Source organism: Leptolyngbya sp. FACHB-1624, from assembly GCF_047649235.1.
Lineage (GTDB): Bacteria > Cyanobacteriota > Cyanobacteriia > Leptolyngbyales > Leptolyngbyaceae > Leptolyngbya > Leptolyngbya boryana.
In genome coordinates, this window is sequence record NZ_CP180258.1 from 2,669,277 (window position 1) to 2,695,557 (window position 26,281).

The 26,281-nt window shown below is 46.3% G+C and carries 22 protein-coding genes; 10 read left to right on the plus strand and 12 right to left on the minus strand.

Going from position 1 to position 26,281, the window contains the following annotated elements; translation table 11 throughout:
- The first annotated feature begins 73 nt into the window (after positions 1–73).
- On the plus strand, positions 74–910 hold the full coding sequence (crtA, locus tag ACMUEV_RS12410) for a cyanoexosortase A (protein WP_190652001.1): 837 nt from the start codon (positions 74–76) through the stop codon (positions 908–910).
- Positions 907–1,599: a cyanoexosortase A system-associated protein gene (locus tag ACMUEV_RS12415; RefSeq protein ID WP_017288784.1), complete on the plus strand. Its 693-nt coding sequence runs from the start codon at positions 907–909 to the stop codon at positions 1,597–1,599. Before crtA ends, ACMUEV_RS12415 begins: the two co-directional genes overlap by 4 nt.
- Positions 1,600–1,637: 38 nt before the next feature.
- Here the strand turns inward: ACMUEV_RS12415 and ACMUEV_RS12420 are convergent, their stop codons facing one another.
- From ACMUEV_RS12420 to ACMUEV_RS12445, 6 genes are all read right to left on the minus strand, one after another.
- Positions 1,638–2,726 (minus strand): PEP-CTERM sorting domain-containing protein, encoded by a 1,089-nt coding sequence (locus tag ACMUEV_RS12420; RefSeq protein ID WP_199329564.1) that lies wholly within the window; start codon positions 2,724–2,726, stop codon positions 1,638–1,640.
- 268 nt (positions 2,727–2,994) lie between these two features.
- On the minus strand, positions 2,995–3,696 hold the full coding sequence (locus ACMUEV_RS12425; RefSeq protein ID WP_017288782.1) for a potassium channel family protein: 702 nt from the start codon (positions 3,694–3,696) through the stop codon (positions 2,995–2,997).
- A 49-nt stretch (positions 3,697–3,745) separates the two neighbouring features.
- Entirely contained in the window at positions 3,746–5,086 is a 1,341-nt protein-coding gene (locus ACMUEV_RS12430; RefSeq protein WP_190652000.1) for a TrkH family potassium uptake protein, read from the minus strand.
- Positions 5,087–5,237: 151 nt separating this feature from the next.
- Positions 5,238–5,435: a hypothetical protein gene (locus ACMUEV_RS12435; RefSeq protein WP_190651999.1), complete on the minus strand. Its 198-nt coding sequence runs from the start codon at positions 5,433–5,435 to the stop codon at positions 5,238–5,240.
- Positions 5,436–5,614: 179 nt separating this feature from the next.
- Positions 5,615–5,878, minus strand: a complete 264-nt coding sequence (locus ACMUEV_RS12440; RefSeq protein WP_190651998.1) for a DUF1830 domain-containing protein — start codon at positions 5,876–5,878, stop codon at positions 5,615–5,617.
- 399 nt (positions 5,879–6,277) lie between these two features.
- On the minus strand, positions 6,278–6,760 hold the full coding sequence (locus ACMUEV_RS12445) for a hypothetical protein (RefSeq protein WP_190651997.1): 483 nt from the start codon (positions 6,758–6,760) through the stop codon (positions 6,278–6,280).
- A gap of 135 nt (positions 6,761–6,895) precedes the next feature.
- On the opposite strand from ACMUEV_RS12445, the gene hetZ reads away from it, so the two are divergent.
- Both hetZ and ACMUEV_RS12455 read left to right on the plus strand, forming a co-directional pair.
- Positions 6,896–8,038, plus strand: coding sequence for a heterocyst differentiation protein HetZ (gene hetZ / locus ACMUEV_RS12450; protein ID WP_268242326.1), 1,143 nt, complete (start codon positions 6,896–6,898; stop codon positions 8,036–8,038).
- A gap of 207 nt (positions 8,039–8,245) precedes the next feature.
- Complete coding sequence (locus tag ACMUEV_RS12455) at positions 8,246–9,025, plus strand: hypothetical protein (RefSeq protein WP_051077802.1); 780 nt, start codon at positions 8,246–8,248, stop codon at positions 9,023–9,025.
- 191 nt (positions 9,026–9,216) lie between these two features.
- On the opposite strand, the gene minC is transcribed toward ACMUEV_RS12455, so the two are convergent.
- Complete coding sequence (minC, locus tag ACMUEV_RS12460) at positions 9,217–10,176, minus strand: septum site-determining protein MinC (RefSeq protein ID WP_017288775.1); 960 nt, start codon at positions 10,174–10,176, stop codon at positions 9,217–9,219.
- Between the two features lie 230 nt (positions 10,177–10,406).
- Between minC and ACMUEV_RS12465 the strand changes: the two genes are divergently transcribed.
- Positions 10,407–12,812, plus strand: a complete 2,406-nt coding sequence (locus ACMUEV_RS12465) for a sucrose synthase (RefSeq protein ID WP_190651996.1) — start codon at positions 10,407–10,409, stop codon at positions 12,810–12,812.
- 67 nt (positions 12,813–12,879) lie between these two features.
- On the opposite strand, the gene ACMUEV_RS12470 is transcribed toward ACMUEV_RS12465, so the two are convergent.
- Entirely contained in the window at positions 12,880–13,959 is a 1,080-nt protein-coding gene (locus ACMUEV_RS12470; protein ID WP_190651995.1) for a cistern family PEP-CTERM protein, read from the minus strand.
- Positions 13,960–14,400: 441 nt separating this feature from the next.
- Between ACMUEV_RS12470 and ACMUEV_RS12475 the strand changes: the two genes are divergently transcribed.
- Together ACMUEV_RS12475 and ACMUEV_RS12480 are read left to right on the plus strand one after the other, a co-directional pair.
- Positions 14,401–15,567 (plus strand): murein hydrolase activator EnvC family protein, encoded by a 1,167-nt coding sequence (locus tag ACMUEV_RS12475; protein WP_190651994.1) that lies wholly within the window; start codon positions 14,401–14,403, stop codon positions 15,565–15,567.
- A gap of 73 nt (positions 15,568–15,640) precedes the next feature.
- Complete coding sequence (locus tag ACMUEV_RS12480; RefSeq protein ID WP_190651993.1) at positions 15,641–17,779, plus strand: PAS domain S-box protein; 2,139 nt, start codon at positions 15,641–15,643, stop codon at positions 17,777–17,779.
- A gap of 17 nt (positions 17,780–17,796) precedes the next feature.
- Here the strand turns inward: ACMUEV_RS12480 and ACMUEV_RS12485 are convergent, their stop codons facing one another.
- The 4 genes from ACMUEV_RS12485 to infC form a co-directional block, all read right to left on the minus strand.
- Complete coding sequence (locus ACMUEV_RS12485; RefSeq protein WP_190651992.1) at positions 17,797–19,275, minus strand: DEAD/DEAH box helicase family protein; 1,479 nt, start codon at positions 19,273–19,275, stop codon at positions 17,797–17,799.
- A 202-nt stretch (positions 19,276–19,477) separates the two neighbouring features.
- On the minus strand, positions 19,478–19,954 hold the full coding sequence (locus ACMUEV_RS12490) for a Crp/Fnr family transcriptional regulator (protein WP_017288769.1): 477 nt from the start codon (positions 19,952–19,954) through the stop codon (positions 19,478–19,480).
- Positions 19,955–19,989: 35 nt separating this feature from the next.
- A complete protein-coding gene (locus tag ACMUEV_RS12495) occupies positions 19,990–23,016 on the minus strand; it encodes an Npt1/Npt2 family nucleotide transporter (protein ID WP_190651991.1) in 3,027 nt (1,008 codons plus the stop codon).
- 214 nt (positions 23,017–23,230) lie between these two features.
- A complete protein-coding gene (gene infC, locus ACMUEV_RS12500; RefSeq protein ID WP_017288767.1) occupies positions 23,231–23,731 on the minus strand; it encodes a translation initiation factor IF-3 in 501 nt (166 codons plus the stop codon).
- 246 nt (positions 23,732–23,977) lie between these two features.
- Here infC and ACMUEV_RS12505 point away from each other — a divergent pair, with 246 nt between their 5' ends.
- The 3 genes from ACMUEV_RS12505 to ACMUEV_RS12515 are packed head-to-tail and all read left to right on the plus strand — an operon-like array spanning position 23,978 to position 26,168.
- Positions 23,978–24,892: an alpha/beta fold hydrolase gene (locus tag ACMUEV_RS12505; RefSeq protein WP_017288766.1), complete on the plus strand. Its 915-nt coding sequence runs from the start codon at positions 23,978–23,980 to the stop codon at positions 24,890–24,892.
- Positions 24,892–25,431 carry a hypothetical protein gene (locus tag ACMUEV_RS12510; protein ID WP_190651990.1) on the plus strand — a complete coding sequence of 180 codons (540 nt, stop codon included), beginning with the start codon at positions 24,892–24,894 and terminating at the stop codon, positions 25,429–25,431. The genes ACMUEV_RS12505 and ACMUEV_RS12510 overlap by 1 nt, the downstream gene beginning before the upstream one ends.
- Positions 25,431–26,168 (plus strand): ATP-binding cassette domain-containing protein, encoded by a 738-nt coding sequence (locus ACMUEV_RS12515; protein WP_190651989.1) that lies wholly within the window; start codon positions 25,431–25,433, stop codon positions 26,166–26,168. The genes ACMUEV_RS12510 and ACMUEV_RS12515 overlap by 1 nt, the downstream gene beginning before the upstream one ends.
- The last annotated feature ends 113 nt before the right edge of the window (positions 26,169–26,281 follow it).

The window sequence follows — 26,281 nt, forward strand, 5'->3', positions numbered from 1 at the left end:
AGACTCGAAATTACCTGCAAAATCTAGTAGGCTAGCTTCCAATTTGTAAAATATTTTGCCAAACTTACAGTTCATGACTGTGTTTTTCAACACCCCCTATCTCCTGCTGGCACTTAGTACAGCACTCACTGCGATTCATCTGAAACTTATTTGGAGAAGTGGACATCATGGACAATTTCTAGAAGCTGCCCTGATCTGTTGGGCTGCCACTTGGTTTCTCGTCTGGCGCAACCATCAAAACTTGAAATTTGAGAGCAATCCTGTACCGAGCGCGATCGGATCATGCTGTATTGCTTGGGTCTTGCTCAGAAGTCTAGGCATTTCAGAATATGACTCTTTCTTGAGATTTGCACCGATCGTATCTGGAATTGGAGTCGCTTTACTCGCATCAGGCTTTGCCCTGAAACAGTACTGGCGCGCACTTCTCGTATTGGCATGGATGGCGATCCCGACGACGACTCTCTTAACCCAATTCGACATTTCGCCCCTTACTGCAGATGTCAGCGGTAGCCTACTCTGGTACTCCGGATTTCGGGTGATTCAAGACGGGGTTTTACTTCATATGCCGACTGGAAGTGTCGAAGTCTATCCAGGATGTTCAGGGATTCAGCTGATTTGGCAGCATTTGTTACTGGGTTGCTTGTTTGTGATTCTCTTCCCGATCGGACTTATACGATCGCTGATCGTACCCCTCGCTGGAATGCTCATCGCCTTCCTCACAAACGCGATTCGGGTGGCACTGATGGCAATTCTGGTCGCTCAAAATCAGCGAGAAGCCTTTGATTATTGGCATTTAGGTACAGGTTCGCTAATTTTCTCGATGATCTCCGTCGCGTTGTTCGGTTTCCTGTGTTACTTCTTGCTCGAACAAGCCGATCGGGCTGCTGAAAACGATGAGGTGCAAGCATGAAAACCTGGGAGACCATTCGCAATTATTGGTTAGCTGCTGCGCTTGCAAGTAGTAGTTTAGTGCTGCTCAAACTCACAGTTACACCCCCTCAGAAGCTACCCCAACTTAGCTATTCTTTTCCAGCAGCCATTCCCCTGTCCCGCTGGGAATTTGTCAAAGCCACCTCAATTGGCACTCAAAAACGCTATACCCCTTCGCTTGCGACAAGCGTCGATGATTTAACGATCGCTGGACAGCAGTATCGCTATCTTCGCCAGGGTCGCTCTCTGGACATTGAGATGCGCTACTTTAATGACACCTACACCAAAGTCTCGGACATTCTTGAAGAATCTACGATTAACAACACCAAAATTGATTTCGAAACCAAGCGCTCAACGACCGGCAGCTATGCGGTCTATCAGCGATCAAATCGACTTTACTTTTCCGCCTGCATTCCAGTCACTCGGGATACGACCGTGACCGATGGCGAACTCAGAGGCGCGCAGACTCGACCCGATATTCTGATGCAGCGTGTCTTCCCCTGGTTCATCGGGAGAAGTCAACTGCGCGATTTACGCTGTCTCTGGACTAACGCCTCACTCCCAATCGATCCAAAGGCTCCAACGACAACTCGGCAAGACTTAGAGCAAGCTTGGACAGAATGGATAGAGTGGTGGCAGCAGAATTATCCGTCGATCAAAAACGAGTAGAGACGCTCCAGTAGGAACGCCTTTACAGCGTTAAGGGATTATGGCTTCCGTCTTCTGCGACGCTGAATCAAAGCTCCAAATGCGATCGCAGTCCCAGACCCCAGAATTGTCATTGGTTCTGGGACAGGAGTATTCGGGCAGTTTGGTTTATTGGGACAGATAGGATTACCTGGATTACCTGGATTGCCTGGATTGCCTGGATTGCCTGGATTGCCTGGATTACCTGGATTACTCGAACTAACCAGTCCTCCTGGACCACCTGGAGGATTTGAACTGCTATCCTTCCCTCCACCCAAAAACGGAAGTGCACCGAGCAGCAGCAATGGTTCCCAGGGAAATCTTCTCCCACCGACCGTCGTAGGTAAGACTCCTACCGGAGGCGGGGAGGGAAGTTGCGAAACGGCTTCAGGAGGTTCACCCCCGCCCATCGCACAAGTGGTTCCTTTCAACTGCACGATAAAGTCATCAAAATCACGATCTTGTTGTCCTCGGTTCCGCACAAGTTTAGAACCTGTATCGTCCCAATTCACCATCACCCCACTCGAGCACAGATCGCTCGCACCGCCTGTGAATTTAACTTGTTGCTCTTGATTGGGATTCAGAACGTTCTCTGAGTAAAGAATTCCAGTCGGGCGACCATTAAAGCTAGATTCTAAATACAAAACGTATCGCTTGTTTCCTTTAAACGTAAATCGTGCAGTTGGATTTGCAACTGCATTGCTTGGGGTTCCTCGAAAGTCAGTATTGGTTCCAGTATGATTCCGAAACGAGGAAGGCTTAAAAATAGATTCTGCATCATCCGCAGCTTTCGTTTCTACAATCAACGGAGTTTTCTTTTTCGTATCGACTTCCATGACTCCGAAAGTCGATTGATACGCACCATGAGATTCTATGAAGTTAGAATCAAGCGTTGTATCTTGCTCAAATTGTAGACCCGAGTTATTGATCATCGTAGCAGCACGGACTGGAACCCAGAAATTACTGAGAAGCCATCCCCCTGTAATACTGAGGGTTAGCAGTGTCCACGATCGACGAGAGCCACGATTTGAACAACCCGCCAGTTTAAAAGTACTGACTGGATAAAAGTTTGACTTAGGGCATGTCAAACCGAAGAAACTTTTTGCCATACATTACAGACCTTACAGGAAGACGGAGAGTGTTTTGGTTGATGCCCCTGTAATCTGCACTTGGACTAAGAACGTAATTAGACGTTCTGAGGAAAAATTGCCAAAATATCAGCTATGAGACTAGGTATTTTTAGCAGGATTTTCAAATTATTGCCATAGAGTCCTGAGTTATTTTACACAAGCTTAAATAATCATCCTGAATAATTACGCAGAACCCTCTTCTTCTTTTAATGTACAAGATAAACCTCGGAAATCGTATTCCTACGGATCAAATTGGCAGGCGATCGATATCTCGATTTGCGCCGATGACAACAATCGCAATCCCTTTAGAGAGCCGTGTATTCGGATCAGGATTGATGATAAATTTTCCCTGATGACTAAAGGCAAGCAAGTTTAAGCCGTAGTGCGATCGCAGTCTCAGTTCCGCGATTGTCTTGCCATGGAAGTTTTCGGGTGCGATGAGTTCAACAATACTATTTTCAGGATCAAGCTCAAATCGTTCTAAAATTCCAGGTTTGGTCAGCGATCGCGCTAAGTCGCAACCCATTTCATGTTCTGGAAAGACAACGTGATCGGCTCCAACTTTTTTCAGCAATTTCTCGTGGATTTCTGAGGAAGCTTTGGCAACCACATGACGCACCCCGCCTTCTTTGACGTTCATCGTCGTAATGATGCTTTCCTGAACGTAATTCCCGATCGCAATAATCACAGTATCTTGCTCAAAAATTCCGGCTTCTCGGAGTGCCACTGGTTGAGTCGAGTCGATTTGGCGAGCATGGGTGACAATCCGATCGTTTAACGCTTGATCAACTCTACCCTTATCGAAGTCAGCCGCTAGAACTTCATAGCCAGAGTTATGCATCGTGGCACAAACTGCACGACCAAAGCGCCCCAATCCAATGACAGCGAACTGTCGATTTCGGTTATCCGATTTCAAACTATGGAAGAACCCTAACGACGATAAGTTCACGTCCCTGTCCTCAATATGACTCTTGATTGTTCATGATAATTTGAAAATGTTACCCAACTAGTAAATTTTCTTCAGGATAGTTAACAAAACTCGGCTTGGGATCACCCAGAATCGCACTCATTAAGAGCAAGACTCCGACCCGCCCGACGTACATGACAGCAATGATCACCAGTTGTCCAGGAATCGATAGATTTGCCGTTCCAAAGGCGGTTAAGCCAACCGTGGCAAAGGCTGAGACAACTTCAAACAGAATGTGAATGAAATCAAGTTTGGCATCGGTCAGAGCAATTAGGATGGTTGCCCCAATAACAGTGCCGATCGAGCCAACAAGCACAGCGACCGCTTTCAGAATCAGAGCGGAAGGAATCTGCCGCTGTGAGCCTAAAACAACTTCTTTGCCCTGTAGAACAGCCTTGGTGCAGTCTAATAAAACTCTGACCGTTGTAGTTTTGATGCCGCCGCCCGTTCCGCCTGGACTTGCACCCATAAACATGAGCGCGATCGTGATGAACAAGCCCGCAGTCGTCATTTTGGTAATGTCGATCGTATTAAATCCGGCAGTGCGGGGTGTGACAGATTGGAACCAAGCTGCCATCAGTTGATGCGGCAGACTTAAAGCTCCAAGCGTATTGGGATTACGGAATTCGGTCGCGTAGAATGCGACCGTACCGAGAATTAGAAGCGAGATCGTGGTGCTAGTTGCAACTCTAAAATTGAGAGAAAAATTTGAGCGGCAAGGATTGCGCATGATGCGATTGCGAATCCATTGATATAGCTCCATAATGACTCCGTAGCCGATCCCGCCAAAAATAATTAATCCAGTGATCGTAAAGTTCATGACTGGATTGGTTACGTATTGCACCAAGCTATCTGAGAACAAGCCGAATCCCGCGTTATTAAAGGCATTGACGCTGTGAAAGATCGATTGCCACAGTGCCCACAAAGGTTGATCCTTAAATTGTGGGACAAAAACGGTCATCAACAGAATCACACCCGTCAGTTCAAACACTAGGGTCGTTGCAATAATCGATTGCAGGAGTCCCGAAAGTCCTGAAAGCCCTTGGACATCCAGGGATTGTTGAACTGCGATTTTATCTCTTAGTCCTAACCGTTTCCCAAGCAGGAGGAGTAAGACTGTAGTGGCAGTCATGTAGCCAAGTCCTCCGACTTGGACTAAGAGCACCAGAAAAAACTGCCCCCAGAATGAATAAAACTTGCCGACATCGACAACTGATAGCCCTGTTACACAGACGGCTGAAGTTGCGGTGAAAAGGGCTGCCACAGGGCTGTTCCATTCTCCGGAAGCGGTTGAGAAGGGAAGCATTAAGAGCAGAGCGCCGACTAGAATTACTGCGAGAAAGCCTAGACAAATAGTACGTGCGACAGTCATGAATACGTTGCGGGAGTACGACCAAGCAGAAAGATTGTAGGCTAAATATGCAGAAGAGATTTAGCTTAGCCTGCTGATGGATCAGATTAGATTTCAGTTTCTCACGGTTCGATCGTGCTGAATCAAAATCTCGATCGTTAGCTTCATAATCCTAGCTAAACGCTCTCGATTCTGCTGGATATTCAAACGATTGAGGAATTTGATGGTCGAGGAATTTGAAGTCAGTCACTTGAAATTCGCGCAGCAGGAGTTTGGACAATTGTCCAAAGTAGAGAAATTGCTCAGGCCTGAATAGGGTTAGCTGCTCATTACAAGAATGATATTCCTGGTCTTTATTGCTACTTTTCATCACTCAACGGTTTTTTTATGCTGAAGCGTAAAACCCATGAGATTAAACTGTATGCAAGATTCAAATAGCTTGCTGTTTATTTAGCCAAAAAGATGCCTAAGGTGATCAAGGCAATCATTCAGCCCGAAACTGGGTTAGATTCAGAGATAAGTGATTTAGCCTGCTGACATCTCGAACAGCTAACCCTCTGAACTTTTAACCTTCAGCGATGAACAGGCGATCGTATCCGTCAAAACCGCACTCGCTATTGCACCTGTATGAATTTCAAGATGGGCGTTGCCGGGCGCTTCAAACAGTAGGCGTTGCCCCGGAAACACTACCCGTTCAAAATACCAATTCTCAATATTCGCAATTCGGGCAATTTGAACTTGGGGCGTTGAATTGACGTAGCAGCATAAACCAAACGTCAGCGCTGATCTCACGCTCGTTGAAAGAGAATTCATTTTTTCTAATCAAAAATATTTTCCCGTCGATCGTACTCGGACTTCTTCGATTTGACGATCCATCTTTCTGTAGAAATTCCGCCAAATCGACTCGATTTCTCTAAACAGCTGCTGAAATCCTTGTAGATATACACATTGGTCTCTTCTTAACCGGATTCTTCATATAAAGCTTTGATGAAACGACCCATTCAAACTTTAAGGATTGTGTTTGAATCTTTCCCTCAAACTTGTCTATCTGTGCAAGCAAGGGCAATCTGGAATGAGTTCAGAAAAATAGCGTATTCAAACGGTTGACTTTTCAAAGTTTTTTCTCTATGGAAAAATGGAAAAGTCAGAACTGCAAATCCAAATACTTCTACCAAGATTTTGATTTACAGTTCTAACATGCATCTCACACAATCAGGCGATATCACTGGGAATATTGGCATCAGACACCGCATCTGCCTGGGATTGCCAATATTCATGAATCAAACTTTCTAGCTCCGATCGCTGAACCTCAGTTCCGATCGTCGCATTTCCAGGAGTTTCAAAAAAAATAGTGCTGTAATCCTTATCCATTGCCAGCATTTGAAACAGGATATGCGTCACGGGGATAGGCAACGCGATTAAATTCGGATCACTGAGATCATAAGGACTAGAAGCTACGTCTTTGAGACTGGGGAACGCATAAACGACGTTTTTCTCCGTCTCGCCTTGGGTACGATGATTCAGGGTTAACATCACCCAATCTTGATTGAGCGTCTGCACCACATAGTATTGAAGATGTCGTAATCGTTGAGCGATCGCGCTTAAAACCGGAGCGATAGACTCAATAAGCTGAGGAGTAGAGCCGTCTTTGGGTGCGTCATTAATCAGCGCTTGAAGTTGTTGATCTAGAGTCATACGTACCGTCCGCAAATAATCAGGGATTTCTACCACTATTGTGATCTAGGCATCACAAAAAAGTTCCATCAAACCAATGAGAGAAAGCCATTGATTTGCACGACACTAGAAACCGTGGGGGAAATCTGCCAGAGCGTGGATGCGATTCTTCAGCTATTACTAGGCGAACTGAAACAAGCAACCCATGCCTCTGAGCGCAATTGTCAAGAAGTCGCCGATCGACTCACCCAAGAAGTCGTCCGAATTTGCTCCGAGAGCAAACGGATTCAAGCTTCCGGCGAAATTCAAACCTGGGCAACGACTCTTGCCAAGCATCGCCTTCAACAATGTCTGTCCTATTACAAATTAGGGTCGCGTCGTGGTCGCGCTGAGCTTCACAGCAATTTGAGTGCTGTGATTTACCGCTACATCACGCCGCCCCAAACTCAATCGAGCTACCAAGCCCGACTCGTTTTGATCGAAGACTTCTTACAAGGCTTTTACATGGAAGCGCTGAACGCCTTCCGGAGAGAGTCGCAGTTGGGAGCCGAATACACGCCCAAAACCACGCTAGAGCTTGCGGAATACATGGCGTTCACCGAGCGTTATGGCAAGCGTCGTATTCCCCTACCCGGACACCGGAACCAACAGCTGATCATTTTGCGCGCACAGACCTTTTCTCAGCAGCAGCCCATCGAAACTCTCGTAGATTTGGAGCAAGCCGCAGAAGGGTCGATGTCAGAATCTGAGAATCCTTGGAATATGGCCTCAATTCAGCAAGTCCGCGAACAAATGGTCGCGCAAGAACCTGAATTAGCTGAAGATACGTTGCGGCAATCAGTGGTCAAAGAATTGATTGCTTATCTCGAAGAACGGAAGCAGCATGACTGTATCGACTACTTTACGTTAAGACTTCAAGATTTACCGGCCAATGAAATTGAAGCAATTTTGGGCTTAACCCCGCGTCAACGGGATTACTTACAGCAGCGATTCAAATATCATTTGATTCGATTTTCGTTCTCTCACCATTGGGAGCTGGTGCATCAATGGCTAGAAGCCGATTTAGAGCGTAATCTGGGACTCTCCAATCGACAGTGGAAACTGTTACATCAACGGGCAACGAAGTCTCAAGCTGAACTGCTTCATCTCAAGCAACAAAAATTACCCGAGAGCACGATCGCTCAACGGTTAGGTTGCACGGTGAATCAAGTTCAGAAACAATGGTTTAAACTCCTTGAGCAAGCTTGGGAAATTCGTAATGACCAAGATTCCGGAGGAACGCTCTCGGCTGATGAATAGGGTGTTATCACAATGGATCACGACTTAGAAAGCAGAACTAGAGTTCTATTAAAACTGTTACAAAACCTAGGATTGGTCAATCCATCCGATCCGAGGGTCACTTTTGAACAGTTCGATCAACATCGTGATGCTATCCGTGAGGATCGTTCCACCTCACACTCGTCCTCGTCTGAGGACTTATCACACCAACCGGGAGAGATACCTGCTGTGCAAGATCGTTTTCATGCGCTGCTAAAACGTCGTCTTCTGATGGAGGCTGAGCAAAAGCCGCCCGTTTTTCCTTGGGAAAAAGAAGCGGTTCATTATGATGCTGAGTCAACGATCGAAGCGCAACCTGTTTTAGCCGCAGCATCTGTTTGGTTAAGTCAAATTCGTCATATGAATTTGCCGATCCCTTTGCCTGAAGCGGTGATGACCGAACTTCTGGCACGGTGTCAATCGGCGTTATTTTCTTCGCTGCGAGAAGGAGCAAAACTGGTTCAGGCAGTGGACACCCTGTTTCCGGGGCAGTCTCAACTGCTCAACAATGTTGCAGGGTATGTGATGGTTTCTCCAGCTCGGTCTTCTGTTGCCAAGCTGCAAGACCTCGCGACTGAGCTTGGAGAGGAGTTGCCGAAGTCTTTTGAGGGTGCGATCGACACGCAGCAAATGGCGTTATCGCTACTAGCAGCCCGCGAGATTCTGAGTACATTGACGTTGAAGATTTCGACCCAGCAACCTCGGATTGAGCGGGAATGGCTGACTGAGCTTGGAGCATTTACCCTACGGATGGAATATAAGACAGATTGCTTACGAATTGAGGCAGAGCTTCCTTGTGGCGGCAGTCTTCAGTTCCAAGGCGAGGAGTCTCGGTCTTTAGTCGATCGCGACGGAGCGGGTCGGCTGAATCTGGAGATTCGGGAGTTCGCTGTCGATCGCGTCTATCCGTTAGAAGTTCGTTTAGGCGAACAAGATGTGTTGACGTTTGCTGTGAACGTTCAACGTTAAAGCCAATTGGAATTTGAGTAAAAGTGAAGGGTGGGATAGAAGATGCTATCTGCCCTTCGTTTTTTTGTTGGGAGATAGGGAGTGGGGATAGGAAGATAGGGAGCAATCTAAGTTTGGGTTCTCCCCATCTCCCAACTTCCGAAAAATAACTGCGGTTCACACCGACCTGCACACTTTCCCTCTCCCAAGACCTACGAAAAATTAGGCTCTTCCTTCCGTGCTGCAAAATCTGCTGCGCGTGCAATCCGAATACTTCCTTGAGGCGAAACATAGGCGACTTCAGGGAAATATTGTGCAAGGGGCGTTTCTGGGGCGCGAGCAACATAATCCGCGATCCGAATCTGAGTTGGCTCCATTTGCAGCGCCATGATGAGACATTTTGCATTGCCTTTACATCCTGCGTGCGCTACGCCTCGCAAGCGACCCCACACTAAAATATCGCCTTCTGCAATGATCGAACTTCCAGGATTGAGATCTCCAACAACTACGACTGTTCCATTATGACGAATTTCTGCACCCGATCGTAATGTCATTTGGATATAGAGCGGATCCTCCATCGCTGTTGCAGGCTCAGAATTCGGAAGTAATGGGGAAGCAGCCGTAATTTGTTCAACCGAGTAGCCTGCAGTTGCAGCAACAACAGCCGTTTGACGACGACGGGTATGCACCCATTTCAATTGCAATTGCACTTCAGCCAAAGCTTCTGCGATCGCGCTAATTTGCCGTGTATCGAGCAAGCGATCGTCACTGACCAAATGCACAGGGGTATTCGGCTGCCAAAATCGTTCCTGACCCATTAAAAGCTGTTTGAATTGCTGCCACAGTTCTACCCAAGCCAGGGCAATCTTTGAATTCTCGGATTCGGGCGGCAAAATCAGATGCAGTTCCCCCTCTTTTGTTTTGAGGCGGACTTGGAGATCTGCGATCGCGACTGTCTGAGGAGATAGCTCGCTCGATGTAGAAAGACTGCTATCCGTGATCTCGCTGGATGCATGAGCGTCACTAGATGCAGTGACATCAGTTTTAGGGTTCTCAGCGGTTGGAGTGTCTGAGGAAGGTGTAGGGGCTTCTAGAGGCTTCTCCAGAGTTGAATCTGAAGTCACTGAGAGCGGGTCAATGGGAGTGGGCGAAACAGAAGTGTCAGGAGTCATGCCTTAGTGGTTGGGCTGCAACGGATAGATCATATTGAGTCATTGAGCGGATTGCAAGTTGTTTCGATTGACAGACGAAAAAGATCGGAATTTGAGTTAGCGTTTTGTCGTGAATTTAAAAAATGGATCGAGATGTAGGTTTATTTCAAATTATGTAAAGTATCTTCCCCAAATGAGAATTATTTTGGGAAAACCGGAGATGGAAGTACTGAAATCGAGAGTGAGGAAAGATGTCAGAGTTAATTCAAGCTGTTCTCAAGAGTGAGGAACGATCGAATTTTCGTCAATTTGCGAGCTTATTAAGATCGGCTGATAAAAAGTATTTACTTAGAAATGAAATTCTTCAACTCTTTAATGAAAAGTCAGAGCAATTTTCCGATTCACCAAATCTACAAAAATTAATCCGATATGTTCAAGAAATCATTTTAGAAAACGACTTTTTTTGTCTAATCATCCGTCCGAGAATTGCAAAGCAGGAGGCGTACCGAATCCTTGAAGATTTGACAGTAGAACCGATGAGTGTTCAAGAATTGCTCGATTTACGCGATCGCTTTGTCAACCACTATCATCCCCAAGAAGGGGATGTATACGAAATTGATTTTGCGCCCTTCTATGACTATTCGCCTGTATTGCGTGATCCAAAAAACATTGGAAAAGGTGTTGAATATCTCAACCGTTTTCTATCTAGCCAATTATTTCAAGATGAGAAAAAGGGGCAAGTTTCGTTATATCAATTTCTACAGTTACATCGATATAACGGGCTTCAATTGTTGATTAATGAGCGGATTCGCTCCACCGAAGAATTAAGCGATCGCGTGAAGCAAGCCTTAGGAATTGTTAGCGATCGTGATCCAAATGATCCTTATCAAACCTTTCGATTTGAATTACAAGATTTAGGATTTGAACCAGGTTGGGGTAACACAGCGGCAAGGGTTCGAGAAACGTTAGAAATTTTAGATCAATTAATTGATTCACCTGATCACCAAACTTTAGATGCTTTTATCTCGCGAATTCCAATGATCTTTAGAGTGGCATTAATTTCGCCGCATGGATGGTTTGGACAAGAAGGAGTTTTAGGCAGACCTGATACGGGCGGGCAAGTCGTCTACATTCTAGATCAGGTTAAAAGCTTGGAAAAACAGTTGCAAGAGGATCTTGCACTTGCAGGTTTAGCTATCTTGGGTGTGCAGCCGAAAGTCATCGTTTTAACGCGATTGATTCCAAATAGTGATGGAACACTTTGTAATCAGAGACTTGAAAAGATTTATGGCACAACAGATGCTTGGATTTTAAGAGTTCCATTTCGAGAATTTAATCCACATTTGACACAAAATTGGATTTCTCGATTCGAGATTTGGCCGTATTTGGAGACCTTTGCAATCGATGCAGAACGTGAGCTTCGAGCGGAGTTTCAAGGCAGACCGGATTTAATTATCGGTAACTATTCTGACGGAAACCTCGTTGCTTTTTTACTAGCAAGACGACTCAAAGTAACACATTGTATTATTGCTCATGCGCTTGAGAAATCGAAATATCTTTTTAGCAATCTTTACTGGCAAGATCTAGAAGATAAATATCATTTCTCGCTGCAATTTACGGCAGATTTGATTGCAATGAATGCAGCAAACTTTATCATTAGCAGCACCTATCAAGAGATCGTTGGCACACCTGAAAGCGTTGGTCAGTACGAATCTTACAAATCTTTTACTATGCCAGATTTGTACCATGTTGTTGATGGGATTGAGTTATTTAGTCCTAAATTCAACGTTGTTCCTCCAGGTGTGAATGAAGCCGTATTCTTTCCCTTTACTCGCACAGAAGATCGACTATTAAACGATCGAGAACGGCTAGAGAATCTTCTGTTTTACGATGACGATCCTGAACAAATCTACGGCAAATTGGATAATCCAGATAAACGTCCGTTATTCTCGATGGCGAGACTTGATCGCATTAAAAATCTCACAGGACTGGCTGAGACTTATGGACAAAGTGAATCTCTGCAAGAGCGATGTAATTTGATCCTAATTGCGGGGAAACTTCGCACCGATGATTCAACCGATCACGAAGAAATTAGCGAAATCGAAAAGCTGTATGAAATTATCGATCGCTATCAGCTCAAGGGCAAAATTCGCTGGCTTGGTGTGCGTCTGCCCAAAATTGACACGGGAGAGGTGTATCGAGTCATTGCTGATCGAGAAGGAATTTTTGTGCAGCCTGCTTTATTTGAGGCATTTGGCTTGACGATTCTTGAAGCGATGGTGACTGGACTGCCAATGTTTGCAACTCGATTTGGAGGTCCACTTGAAATTATTCAGAACAAAGTGAATGGATTTTATATCAATCCAACCAATTACGAAGAAACAGCAGAAGTAATCTTAGAGTTTCTAGACCAGTGCGATCGCGATCCGCACTATTGGAGCCAGATTTCGCAGCGGGGAATCGAGCGAGTCTACAGTACTTACACTTGGAAAATTCATACAACGCGGCTGCTCTCACTTGCCAAAATTTATGGCTTCTGGAATTACACTTCACAAGATCATCGCGAAGATATGATGCGATACATTGAATCGCTGTTCTATCTGCTCTATCGCCCTAGAGCGCAAGGATTGTTAGCTGAACAACTCCAGAGATCGTAAAGATAAGAAAAAAGAGAGTGAAGTTTTGCACTCTCTTTTTTGATGATTGTCGTGTTTTCTAACGGATTTAGATTTCCGCTTCGGTATCGCGTTGTTTGCGGTAACGCACTGCGATCGCGCTCACTAACGCTAATGCTGCGATCGTGCCAGGTTCAGGTACTTTCGTAGGTTTAGGTGTGGGCGGTTTCGGAGGAGTTGGAGGTGCCGGAGGAGTAACCGGTGGGGTCGGATCGTTGGGTTTTGTTCCATCGATCGGCGTGTCGAATATTGGAGGGGTAACTGGAGGAGTCACCGGAGGAGTAACTGGTGGAGTGGTTGGTGGAGTGGTTGGTGGAGTGGTTGGTGGAGTGGTTGGTGGAGTGGTTGGTGGGGTAGTCGGAGGAGTGGTTGGTGGAGTGGTTGGTGGGGTAGTCGGAGGAGTGGTTGGTGGGGTAGTCGGAGGAGTAGTTGGTGGATTAGGCACAGTGACGGAGGTCGCACGACCCGTACCGCTTGTGCCTAATGATGTACCCGCAATACTTTGGTAACGAACTCCAAGATTGCTGAGTGTGAGGCTATTTACTGCACCTGCCAGTGTGAGTGAGAAGTCAAACGTTCCAGTACCGCCAGACGTGCTGATACCGCCATTTCCGCCCCCTTGGCAAGTGTTTCCAGCGTTGAAACAAACATCAACATTGCCGAACTGATTTGGAAATGCACCATCCAAATGCGCACTAGTAAACAACCCACTCGCGCTTGAACGCACTAGATTCGAGCTTGTGTCGAAGCCTAATCCTGTCACACGAGAGGTAATGCCACCGCTAGAGGTGTCGTCCAACACCGCTTTAAATTTCGCGATCGTATTTCCTGCAACAGTCTCAAATCCATTGAATGTGAAGTCAACAAATGAAGACAACCCGGCAACAGATTGAGTTCCAACGTTCCCATCAAAATTGACGCGGAAGATTTTTCCTAAATCTGCTAGTCCAACTGTGAAAGAACTGGTTGCTGGTGTTGCTGGTTGGGTGGGAGCCACAACGGGAGTGGTATTAGATTTTGAGTTATTTTTGCCATTATTCGCAAATGCTGGATTTGCAATAGAGAGCAAGCTTAAACTCAGAATTCCTGCACAGATTAGCAGTTTGGTGGGTGACAAGAATATTGACATCTGAGTAATATTTGAGAGTCCATGTATACCCTATTACATCAATTGACTGGTCGTTCCTGATAATTTTGCTGACTTTAGAATCACTTCACAAAAGTTACATTATTCCGTGGTCATACGGTCACATTCATCTTGTAGCGTTGAACGTTTCCTATCAAAATTCCAATCAATTCAGTCGGAACCGTCTGTGTATCATATTTAGAAATTGATTAATTTATACAACTTATATCAGTGTTATGACGGATTCAAAGAGTTTCTAGCAGATAGAGAAAGAGCTTGATGTGAAATTTGAAATTCTGAGTTTTTACCGAGGTGGTTTTCATGGCATCCATACGTCAGACCTTGTTTGAGTCATTCGTGGCGCTTTCCCGTGATTTCAGCAGTGCCGAAATTTTAGATTCCGACATAATGGTTCCTGTTTTGACAGTGCACTGAGTCGATAACATGCTGGCGATCGCACAATTTTTCGCGTTGATGAAACGAGTTTGGCTAATTTGGTTCTGCGCGAGTTTGCTTTATCTGAGTTTGACGTTGCCTGCCTTTGCTCAAGAAGTCGATCAACTCAAACAGAAGCAGCAGCAAGTTGATCAACAGCGAGAACTCGTACAGAAAGAGCGAGAAAAAGTGCAACGCCAAGAACGATTAGCACAAAAAGATCTCACCGGAATTCGACGTAATATCCAGGTGACGACTAGCCAGATCAAGACAACTGAAGCAAACTTGATGAATGCTAATCAAGTCTTGAAGAATTTGGAGAAAGATTTAGCCGCAACCGAGAGAACTTATCAGCAACGGCAATCTTCCACCGTTTCTCGTCTGAGATTTTTGCAACGTCAGCAGGGCAGTAATGGCTGGGCAGTTTTATTACAAAGTCAAGACTTGAATGATTTTCTCGATCGACGGTTCCGGCTCAAACAGATCTATAAAAACGATCGCAAAACGCTGACAGACCTAAAAATAGAAGCGGCGAAAGTCGATCGCCAACGGCAGCAAGTTGAACAGCAAAAGAATAATATTGCCCTGATTGCTCAACAGTTAATGGCACAGAAGGCGCAATTTGAGCAGCAGGCAGAGTATCAGAAAGAAATTGTCGAGCGTCTCAGAACCAATCGTCGGGCATTAGAAGCCGCAGAAGCACAATTAGAGAAAGATTCCAAAAGCATTGGCGAATTGATTCAAAAGCGGATTGCGGAAGAACGTGCTCGCAACGGAATTGTGATTTTGGGAACGGGTCAATTCAACTTACCGAGTGCAGGCCCGATCACCAGTGGATTTGGATATCGAATGCACCCAATTTTGGGATATCAGCGATTCCATGCTGGAATCGATTTTGGGGCAGATTACGGTAGCCCGATTATGGCAGCCGATCGAGGCGTTGTCATTTTTGCCGGATGGTATGGCGGATATGGAAATTCGGTCATTCTGGATCATGGGAATGGAATCACAACGATGTATGCTCACGCGCAGGAATTGTATGTGAGTGAAGGGCAAACGGTGGAGCGAGGAAAAGCGATCGCGGCGACAGGTTCGACCGGATTATCTACAGGGCCACATTTACACTTTGAAGTCAGGAAAGACGGTGAACCTGTTGATCCTGCTGGATATTTGTAGGGTCTCATGCTCAAGCGACCGATTCCTTTTTGGGAACGCTAACAAGAACGTATTTCAGGTTAGGAAGCGGGTAATGATCGGGGAAGATCAGTTTGAAGCAACATCAGATGCGACAGGATATCTTTGGCGAGTTCTCGATCAAGTTGCAACGCCAATTTTTGTTCAGAATCATCATCAGCAAATCGTTTTTGCCAATCAAGCTTTATGCACGCTCGCACACTATAGCGCGGCTGAATTTCTTCGCAATGTCGATCGTATTCTCTCACCTGACCTCACAACAGGACTGACAGCCGGAACTCAAACGGGATATCTGTATGATGTCAATGGCGGGACTCAAGAGATTTCGGTTGTAAAATCCACTGTTCAAGGAATGCCCCTGATCGTTGCAACGATCAAAGAGACAGAATCCGCAAATTCAGATCAACTGGATCAAGCGATTCAAGAACGGAAAGCCGCAGAAGTTGCATTAATGCGATCGCAGCAGCGGCTGACCTTACTCATTCAACAATCCCCATTTGTTTTTGTCGAATGGGGAGCAGACTATAAAATCCAAACCTGGAACTTTGCTGCACAACGAACATTTGGCTACTCCCGAAAAGAAGCTGTCGGGCAGTCGCTTGAGAAAATTTTGCCAGAGTTTCTCAAAGCAGACTTTTTAACCGTCATTGCCCCATTACTGACCCAATCAGGAACAACACAACAGATCCAGAAACATTTGACTTTGAGCGGTGAAACGATTATTTGTGAATGGTTTCACTATCCGTTACTCGCTCCGAATGGTAGTGTGATGAGCATTGTTTCAATGGGAATTAACATTACCGATCGTGTGAATAGCGAAGCAGAACGTAGACAAGCAGAACTTGCGCGATCTCAGTCTGAGCAGCGATTAGCGCTTTTAGTTCAACATGCGCCCCTCGCGATTATTGAATGGACACCCCAACTCACGGTCAAAGAGTGGAATCCAGCCGCAGAGTTTATGTTTGGCACATCGAGAGATGAAGCGCTTGGGAAACCTTGCGATTACTGGATTCCCAGTAACGTGCAGCCTGAGGTCAGCAAAGTAATCACGCGATTGATAGAACAGACAGGAGGAAAGCGCAACATTAATGAGAACATCCGCGACAATGGAGAAATTATTACTTGCGAATGGCATAACAATACTGTCTTAGACGCAGATGGAAATATTGTAAGTATTGTTTCGACAGTACTTGATATTACAGAGCGTATCCGATTAGAAACAGAGCGCGAACAAACTGCGATCGCGTTGCAAAATTCAGAACAGCAGCTTCGTCAAAAAGCACAGGAACTTGAACAAGCATTTCGGCAATTGCAAAAAACACAAACGCAATTGATTCAGACTGAGAAAATGTCGAGTTTAGGGCAATTAGTGGCAGGAATTGCTCATGAAATCAATAATCCTGTGAGCTTTATCTATGGCAATTTAGAACCCGCAAAGCAGTATGTTGAAGATTTGCTGAGCGTAATCTGGCTTTATCATGAGGCGTATCCCGTTCCGCCTCAGAAGATTGCCGAAGAACTAGAAGCCCTCGATCTAGAGTTTATGCAGCATGATGTATTCAAACTTCTAGATTCAATGGGAACCGGAGCCGAACGCATTCGGGATATTGTGAGATCGCTGCGAAATTTCTCACGCCATGATGAAGCTGAACTGAAGGCAGTGGATTTACGTGAAGGACTCGAAAGTACTTTAATGCTGTTGCAGCATTTGTTGAAAGCCAACCGAGCTTCGGGAACTTCAATGATGCGCCCTGCCATTCAGGTCACACAGAACTCTGATCGTTTGCCGAAAGTTCAATGCTTTGCAGGACTGCTCAATCAGGTATTTATGAATTTGATCTCGAATGCGATCGAGGCAATTGATGAGCGGTGGCTGCTAGAAGAAATTGATTTTATCCCGGAGATCACGATTGAAGCGGTGCTCTTTACTGAAGAGGTAGACGGACAACCGACGCAATGGGTACGAATTCAGATCACAGATAACGGAATTGGCATGTCAGTTGCGACGCAGCAGCGGTTGTTTGACCCATTTTTTACGACTAAACCGATTGGTCACGGTTCAGGATTAGGATTGTCGATTAGTTATCAGATTGTCACCGAGCAACATGGGGGACGGTTGTGGTGTGACCATCAGGCAGAGCGGGGAGCCACGTTTGTGATTGAGATTCCAGTGCGGCAGTTGCAGTGGAGTTAGGGAATTTTGGCGATGACTTACCAATCGTCATAGCTGGACTCACCTTCTGCAGCACGTGGCACGACATTTGGAGGAGTTGTATAAGAGACCAGTTCTAACTGGCGTGAAGCCGATCGCGGTTTTTTCTTCTGATTCGGATTCCGTCGTCGAGAAACACCTTCTTCGTTAGTATCTTCTGCCACGACTTCATACAGAATGGCTAATTTTCCTGGATCTTTGCTTTTGCGCAGAATGCGTCCCATCCGTTGAATGTACTCGCGTGCAGAACCCGTGCCCGAAAGCACGATCGCAATACTTGCATCGGGAACATCTACCCCTTCATTTAACACACGAGAAGCAACGAGCGATCGATACTCTCCTTGCTTAAATTTGGTCAGAATCTCATGCCGTTCTTTGACAGGCGTTTGATGGGTAATGGCGGGGATCAACAGATCCTGAGAAATTCGATAAACCGTAGCGTTATCATCTGTGAAAATGAGCGTGCGTTCAGGATAATGACGCGCGAGTAAATCGGCAAGAACTCTCAGTTTTCCCTCGGTTCCAAATGCGATCGCTTTTGCTTCTCGATGCGCTAACATCGCTCGGCGTCCGGCTTTAGATCTCGCGCTTGCTTGCACAAATCGCTGCCAACCCTGAGCGCTACTCAGATAGAGATTCGATTGTTTGAGAAAAGCATTGCGAATTTGAATCAGTTGATCGTAGCGTTCTCGCTCCTGTTGAGAAAGTGCAACACGAATCTGAATTGCTTCGTGTTTCGCAAGGGCTGAACCGGATAATTCTTCTGGCGTTCTCCGATAAACTTCTTGTCCGATTAACGTCTTGAGATCTTCATGTTTGCCATCGGTGCGCTCTGGCGTTGCCGTCAACCCTAAGCGATAAGGCGCGATCGCATATTCTGCAATCACTCGATTAAAGTCGCTGGGCAAATGATGACATTCATCAAAGACCAGCAATGCATATTGATTGCCTAATGTTTCTGCATGAATCGCGGCACTGTCATACGTTGCAACCAGAATCGGAGTGCGATCGCGCGATCCTCCGCCCAACAATCCAATCTCTGTATCAGGAAATGCAGCACATAAGTTCGCATACCATTGATGCATCAGATCCAAGGTTGGAACCATGATCAACGTACTGCGCTGGGTCGCTTGCATTGCCAACTGTGCCAGATAGGTTTTCCCGGCTGCGGTCGGTAAGACCACGACACCTAATCGTCCTGAAGTTTGCCAAGCGTCTAAAGCTTCTTGCTGATGAGGATAAGGCTCCATTTCCACAGCAGGAACGAGATCGATCTGATTAAATCCTTTTGCGCGATCGTCGATTTCAATGCCTTCTGATCGCAGTGCTAACATCAATTCTCGATATTGATTTGCAGGCACCCGAAACTTCTCAATGCGATCGTCCCACACGGCAAATTCGATCCACGCTTTGCCCTTAGGCGGTGGATGAAGAATCAGCGTTCCACGATCGTAAGATAGAGCAGGCTTGCGTGGCATTTTAGTACATTTGTCACTTAATCCTTCTGCTGATCGTACCGGATTTTCGTGAGAAATGTTTTATAGTTCGCTCCAGTCAGTTCGGATGATCCTTAGAGCACTTGATGCATCAAATTCGTTCGGACTGAATCTAATCTCGCACAGAGCTAGAATTGCTGATTCCGAATTCACGAATTGCTCAAGTTAAATGACTCAATTCCAATTACTGAATCTGTGTAATCGGCTCACCTTTGAGCAACCGAATTTCCTGTTCCTGCACCTTAATCTTCTTATTCATCTCTCGCACCCGACCTGTGAGAATCTTGACCAAATTTAAGGCAATCCCAGGCGTTTCATCGACTGCTTCATATAGCTGCTGCTGCGTCAAGACCAAACACTCACAAGGCTCGATCGCCGTCACGGATGCCGATCGCGGTTCCGAATCGAACAGCGACATCTCTCCAAAAAAATCTCCACGTTTATAGAACGTCAGATCTCGGCTGCCACTATGCACCCGAACGACCCCTTTAGAAATGACATACATGGAGCGTCCTTCTTGACCCTCAATCAAAATCGTATCGCGCACCCCATACGATCGCTCTTCCATAATCGATGCCAGCCGCACCAGGAAATCGTCCCGCAATTCCTTAAAAATAGGGACTCCTCGAACAAGCAATAAGCGTTCAAAACTGTTCAACATGGCTGGCTTTTTTCAACTTACAAACTAGACTCACCCTAAGATTCGGTTTTCAGGCGCGGTAGCGCTTCAGGATGTTGTGCTGGCAGACGCATCCCCAACTTTTTCATCATCTCTTGAACTTGCGCTGCCACAATGGGGTTGCGCTCGTTCTGAAATCCTTGCAGCACCAGTCCTAATTTCTGAGGAAACTGGGCTGCGATATAGCTCAGTGCGGCTTCTCGAACATAGCCTCTCGGATGTCGCAAGCCTGATCGAATCGCATCTGGGCTGATATTCCAATGTGCCCGTTTTGCGAGATGGAAACAGCAAGCTAATGCCCAATCTGAAATAAAATGCCGCAGTTCGAGTAGATGGTTCAGTCGCTCGCTCGGTTGCATCGGCGTATACGGCACAAGACTCGATAAACTCTGCAGCTTATCGATCGGCAACTCTCGATCCAAAACTCCCAGTAGTGCCCGTTTACTATTAATATCCAAGGTACTATCGAGAATTTCTAACCCTTGCGCGATCGCGGATTTCGATTCTGACTGTAAGTTATACTCTGCAACTCGAATCGAACCAATCGGATAGAGAAACTTCATCAGCAAGAAGATCCGCTCCAAACTATCGGCAGGCAACGTTTCTAATGCCGATCGCAAGAGCATCGTCTCATCACAGCGAATCCGCTCCAAAATCAAATCCATCGAAGCCGCATACACTTGCCCGATAAACATCAATTCTTGTTCGATTAGTTGTTCAATGCCTACACGTCCTAACTGCTCTGCGACTGCATCAATTCCTTTCTCGTTGGGCACTTTCAGCAGGATGCGTAATAGGGCACGTCGCGGAACTCCCCAAGAAGTTGTCAATCGAGAAATCAGCAGATCTAAAGCTTCTGGAGTGCCAATTTGTCCGATCGCACTCATCGCTTCAGTCCGAACTAACAGCGGTCGCTCCACATCATCCACAAGCCGAATCAGATTGTTGAGTGCGGTATCTTCTAAGCTCACGAGAGCTGACTTGGCGGCTTCGCGAGTGGGGCGATGATATAAACCCACCATCAGGTAACGGTAGAATTCTTCGGATCGAGTTGCCGCGATCGCTTCTAACGTTGCGGCTCTCACCTCAAACGATGGATCTTTGACCAACTTAGAGACATAAGGTTTGAGCCACAATCGTAAGCCTTGTAGATGTACGGCTCCTCCCAATGCCCGACAGCCAATCACGCGATCTTGAACTTGCTTGCTCGTCAACATCGAATGCAAGACATAGGTTGCTTCTGCCTTTTCGCTCATAGTCCCTTGGCGCAAAATCAGCGATGCTGCGGTCGCTCGCACAATAGAAGGATGATTTGGCTTGAGGTAATGCCGCAATTCACTGAATGAAGCAGATTCTTCGGTCAACCAGATATAGCGCAAAGCAACTGCCATTACTTCCGGAGCAGGACGCTGAGCGCAGAGTGATTTGACTGGATTTAAATATGCCGGATTCGGATGCTTGAGCATCACTTCGATGCTTTTGTACTGCAATTCTGGCGAAAGTCTAGAAAGCAGTGGAGCCAGAACTTCTCCTGAATTTCTGCCATCAATTTCACTTAAGAATTCGATACAGGCACGTTTATCTTCTTCGGTTCCGGGTTTTTCTAAAGTATCGATCGTCTTCTGTCGCAGCGCTTTCAAATCGACCTCTGAGGTGCTCAACTGTCCACGCCCCGCATTCAGAACGAGCAGATTGAGATACTCTTTTTTTAATGCACCAATCGTCCAGAGCCACACAATCGCGGCTGCAATCATCAGACTGAAACTGAGCGTCTGTTCTGCAACGCCAATGCCATTCATACTGAGCTTGACTAATCCCATGAGAATTAATCCAGTCACAGCAGTAGAAATAGGCTCTGCAATACTCCGAACTTTTGCTTGTTCTTGGTTACGAATATGGTCAGGAACAGAATAAAAGAGAAATGGCACACTTCCACTTAGCAACGTGTAATGCAGTAATTCATAGAGAAACCGCAGTGCTAAAACTCCATAAAACACAGGAATCATCCCGGTCATGGAAATGCCTGTGAGACTCATGACGACGATCGGCAGCAGCATAATCGAGGTGAAAACCCCCATGCGATCGAGAACACGGCTCGAAAACATCCACTGCATCGCCAATTCGCAAATCCCCAATGCCCCGTTAAACAGTCCGAGAAAGCCAGCAACTTCGCCACCTACAATCTGAGAAGCCAGCCCCGAATCTTTGCCTAATTGCGTCAGAAATTGAAACTCAACCAGCAAGAGAAAAACCTGTGCCAGCGAAAAGAAGATCTGCAACAACTGCATATAACTTTTCATCTGTCCCTGAAGTCGGGGCGGAGAATGTTCGGCATTGTTGTCTTCTCGACGACGAGGAGCCGTAGGAAAAGCTTGCCGATTGGCAAGACTCAAGCCAAACAGGACGATCGCGCCGAAGACCATCAGCCCAAATGCCAGAAGCAGTACGCTTGGAACCGCTTGATCCCGTGGAAATTGCCGCAGGACCCAAGGTAACGAAAACCCACCAAACACATCTGCAACCAGAATGCCGCTACTGATTAACGGATAGGTACGCTTAATTTCTCGGATATTAAACAACTGATTAGCGGTAATCGAAGCGTTCAAATCATTGAGAACATGGCTTGCCTCTAGCCAAAGCTGCATGGCAAAGATCGTAATCTGCACAATATAAAAGCTGCCAATCTGTGCTTCCGCAGATTCGCTAAGACCCAATGAAAAGAAGGGAAGGGGTGCAGCGAGTAAGAGCGCAATCCAAATAATCACCGATCGCAGCGGCAAAAATGTTTGCAGCCACGAGTACAACATTCCTAAGAGAATCTTCAGACCAGCACTTGTGATGTAGATGACGGGAAGATTCGCTGCGCCAAATTCTGAGAGAAAGCGATCGACCGAACAGGCTTCAAGCCACATCAGACCGGATGAAGTTGCGCTATAAGCCGTAAACATCCAAAACGTGCGCTGTCCTTCGCCTTTTCGGAGATTAATCCAGCGCAGGAACCGATTTTCGCCTGATTTTTGGGGAGCCGAATTTGACGCAACCATGTGGGGGTGTTCTCGTTAAATCGATGCACATGATTCCTTGATGTATGTGAGGAATCCTCCCTAAGATGCCCAAGTTTCTACCGAAGCAAAAGGGACAGCAAGAATTGATCTCACTGTCCCTTAATTGGGTTGGGGGAATGGAGGAATAGGGGAATGGCGATATTACGCTTCACAAGGGAGTATATCGTCTGAATCTCCCCATTCCCCTAATTCCCTACTTCTTCGGTGCGAGCAGCATCATCATATTGCGCCCTTCTTTCTTCGGTGCTTGTTGCACTTCCGCAATTTCTTGGAGGTCAGTCGCCATCCGCTTCAGCAGAGTTTCTGCAAGATCACTGTGCTGAATTTCTCGTCCACGGAACATGATCGTGGCTTTGACTTTATCCCCTGCCTTCAGGAAGCGTTCAGCTTGATTGATTCGCACGTTATAGTCGTGCTCCTCAATTTTGTAGCGCATTTTTACTTCCTTGACATCTACGGTATGCTGTTTCTTCTTAGCTTCTTTCGCCTTCTTTTCTTGCTCGAACTTATGCTTACCGTAGTCGATGATCTTGACGACAGGGGGATCAGCTTTATCGCTCACGAGAACGAGATCGAGTTCTTTCTCGTCTGCCATTGTTTGAGCTTCACGTGAGGTCATAATGCCAAGCTGAGAACCATCTGCATCAATGACACGAACTTTCGGAAACCGAATCCGTTCGTTGATTACGGGCATGTCTCGATTGGGTCTTTTTTCTATCACAGGCACCTGTTGAATTAAGTGGATAAGGGAGACAATGTGCGATCGATTTGTCTGTCGATCAGTAAACAATTGTCAATTCGCTGAGAAATCGTACTCGTCATTCTACTCAGTCTGACGAGTTTTCGGGGAATTTCTTAACTTTAATTCTAAAGGAGGGATCAAGAATTGGATATCGAACCTGATGATTAGAATAGATAAATGTTTACATGAGTCGAGTGCATGGTGGTAGACGCATTACCTTGGCGACAACGAATTGGCAGTCAACGCGATTGGATGTGGCGCGGTTGGCAAACTCGGTATACTTATTTGCGATCGCAAAAATCAGAAATTGCGCCGCCGCTGCTGTTCATTCATGGGTTCGGCGCTTCGATCGGGCATTGGCGACATAATCTGTCGGTGCTGAGCCAGCATCATACGGTGTATGCACTGGATTTGTTAGGGTTTGGAGCTTCAGAAAAAGCGATCGCGCCTTATAACTTAAGACTCTGGCTCGAACAGGTGCATGATTTTTGGCTGACGTTTGTGCGTGAACCTGTCGTGCTGATTGGAAATTCGATTGGCTCTTCGGTCTGCCTGGCAGTGGCGAAGGCTTACCCAGACATGGTCAAAGGTGTCGTGATGCTGAATTTACCCGATTCTTCGGTGCTGGAGCAGCCAGAATGGTTCGACTCGGCAGTGAAGGTCGTTCGTCCAATTATGGTGGTAGGGAAAAGTATTTTTACGTTTCCATTGATTTTTAATCCGTTCTTTCGAGTGTTGAGAAGTTCGCGCTTGATTCGGCTCTGGGCAAAACAGGCTTATGCAAGTTCGGACGGGATTACAGACGAACTGATTGAAATTTTAGCGACTCCAGCGCGAGATACAGGTGCAGTCAAGGCGTTGCGATCGATGGTTAATACTCCAAAAGTAACGGAATACCGAGCGCGATCGATTTTGCCGACAGTGCGGGTTCCGATGTTGCTGTTTTGGGGGAAGCAAGATAAATTCGTGCCGCCGAGTTTGGCTGAGTATTGTGTCAAACTCAATCCAAAACTGGAATTAGTTGAGATTGAGAATGCAGGGCATTGTCCCCACGACGAACGCCCGGAGGAAGTGAATCGCAAGATTCTCGGTTGGATTAAGGAGTGTGTGTGATGACAGATGTTTTTCGGATCTCGCCTTTAATTCGACTTACGTTGCTCAGTTTGTACATCGCGTTAACGACTCCGCTGCCTTTTCTCGCGGAGGCGACAGATGCGCCTGTTCCGAGTCGTTGGCTTTGGGTAGGAATTGCGATCGGATTTCTTATCGTCTTCGCTGCATTAAGTGAACGAGTGATTGTCGATTCAGAAGGAATTCAAGTTGCTTATCCAGGGTGGGTTCCAAAGTTTTTCCGCCGGGGTTGGCAGCTTGCCTGGGCAGATGTGAAGGCATTGAAACCGCGATCGACCGGTCAGGGCGGATTAGTCTACTATTTTCTCAGCCAATCGGGTGAAGGCTATCTTTTGCCAATGCGTATCGTTGGATTTGCGCGATTCGTCGATCGCGTTCAGGCAGAGACCGGAATCGATACGACTGATGTCAAACCCTTGTCACAACCGTGGATGTATTTGATCTTGTTAGGCTTCACCTTCTTCCTGTTGCTGATTGATGCTTGGACAATTTCGACCGCTTTCACGTTAGGCAAGATTTGATGCAATTACAAGTAGAGAACGTGAGTTTTTCTCATTTCAGGCTGAGCAAAAGAGGCAATACTCTGGAAGATCATGCCCTGCTGCGCAATATCTCGTTTGGCGTGAACCAGGGAGAACGAATTGCGATCGTCGGTGCGTCCGGCTCAGGTAAAACGACGTTGCTCAGACTGCTCAACCGATTAGCTGAACCAACTCAGGGGTCAATCCAGTTTGAAGGCAAAAGCTTTCAAGAAATCTCAGTCACAAAATTGCGCCAGCAAATTCTGTTTGTTGCACAAGAACCCAAATTGTTTGGCATGACGGTTCGAGAAGCATTGAGCTATCCATTAAGTTTGCGAAATCTCAAAGATGTTGACCGATGCGTGGATGAATGTTTTGAGCGCATGAAGATTGCTCGGGATTGGTACGATCGCACAGAGCAAGAGCTTTCAACAGGAGAAAGACAGTGGATTGCGATCGCGAGAGGATTAATCTGTCAGCCTGCGATATTGTTACTCGATGAACCGACTGCAAATTTAGATGCAAATCGGAGTGAGTTATTGCTGCGGATTTTAGCGCAGGTGGATTGTACAGTTTTAGCCGTAACGCATCAGTTTGATTGGGCAGAGCAGTTTAGCCAACGGGTTTTGCAGTTAGAGCGGGGGCAATTAGTCGCTGATACCAATCGAGCGGATTGGCAAGCCATCAGAACAGCGATCGCGCAAATTGAAATCGAAGAAGCTGAAGAATGGGATTAAGCGTTTAACGTCTTGGATGCAAGATTCTTCCTCAAGACGTGCCATACGTATAACCCGACTGAACCTGAGGCTCCATACCAAAAATCCCCCACCCAAAGGTGAGGGATTTCTTT

What these genes read in the sequence shown, in the direction of transcription:
- crtA (WP_190652001.1), top strand. Translation starts at nt 74, where the DNA reads ATGACTGTGTTTTTCAACACCCCCTATCTCCTGCTGGCACTTAGTACA.
- ACMUEV_RS12415 (WP_017288784.1), top strand. Translation starts at nt 907, where the DNA reads ATGAAAACCTGGGAGACCATTCGCAATTATTGGTTAGCTGCTGCGCTT.
- ACMUEV_RS12420 (WP_199329564.1), bottom strand. Translation starts at nt 2,726, where the DNA reads ATGGCAAAAAGTTTCTTCGGTTTGACATGCCCTAAGTCAAACTTTTAT.
- ACMUEV_RS12430 (WP_190652000.1), bottom strand. Translation starts at nt 5,086, where the DNA reads ATGACTGTCGCACGTACTATTTGTCTAGGCTTTCTCGCAGTAATTCTA.
- ACMUEV_RS12435 (WP_190651999.1), bottom strand. Translation starts at nt 5,435, where the DNA reads ATGAAAAGTAGCAATAAAGACCAGGAATATCATTCTTGTAATGAGCAG.
- ACMUEV_RS12440 (WP_190651998.1), bottom strand. Translation starts at nt 5,878, where the DNA reads ATGAATTCTCTTTCAACGAGCGTGAGATCAGCGCTGACGTTTGGTTTA.
- ACMUEV_RS12445 (WP_190651997.1), bottom strand. Translation starts at nt 6,760, where the DNA reads ATGACTCTAGATCAACAACTTCAAGCGCTGATTAATGACGCACCCAAA.
- minC (WP_017288775.1), bottom strand. Translation starts at nt 10,176, where the DNA reads ATGACTCCTGACACTTCTGTTTCGCCCACTCCCATTGACCCGCTCTCA.
- ACMUEV_RS12465 (WP_190651996.1), top strand. Translation starts at nt 10,407, where the DNA reads ATGTCAGAGTTAATTCAAGCTGTTCTCAAGAGTGAGGAACGATCGAAT.
- ACMUEV_RS12470 (WP_190651995.1), bottom strand. Translation starts at nt 13,959, where the DNA reads ATGTCAATATTCTTGTCACCCACCAAACTGCTAATCTGTGCAGGAATT.
- ACMUEV_RS12475 (WP_190651994.1), top strand. Translation starts at nt 14,401, where the DNA reads ATGCTGGCGATCGCACAATTTTTCGCGTTGATGAAACGAGTTTGGCTA.
- ACMUEV_RS12480 (WP_190651993.1), top strand. Translation starts at nt 15,641, where the DNA reads ATGATCGGGGAAGATCAGTTTGAAGCAACATCAGATGCGACAGGATAT.
- ACMUEV_RS12485 (WP_190651992.1), bottom strand. Translation starts at nt 19,275, where the DNA reads ATGCCACGCAAGCCTGCTCTATCTTACGATCGTGGAACGCTGATTCTT.
- ACMUEV_RS12490 (WP_017288769.1), bottom strand. Translation starts at nt 19,954, where the DNA reads ATGTTGAACAGTTTTGAACGCTTATTGCTTGTTCGAGGAGTCCCTATT.
- ACMUEV_RS12495 (WP_190651991.1), bottom strand. Translation starts at nt 23,016, where the DNA reads ATGGTTGCGTCAAATTCGGCTCCCCAAAAATCAGGCGAAAATCGGTTC.
- infC (WP_017288767.1), bottom strand. Translation starts at nt 23,731, where the DNA reads ATGCCCGTAATCAACGAACGGATTCGGTTTCCGAAAGTTCGTGTCATT.
- ACMUEV_RS12505 (WP_017288766.1), top strand. Translation starts at nt 23,978, where the DNA reads ATGGTGGTAGACGCATTACCTTGGCGACAACGAATTGGCAGTCAACGC.
- ACMUEV_RS12510 (WP_190651990.1), top strand. Translation starts at nt 24,892, where the DNA reads ATGACAGATGTTTTTCGGATCTCGCCTTTAATTCGACTTACGTTGCTC.
- ACMUEV_RS12515 (WP_190651989.1), top strand. Translation starts at nt 25,431, where the DNA reads ATGCAATTACAAGTAGAGAACGTGAGTTTTTCTCATTTCAGGCTGAGC.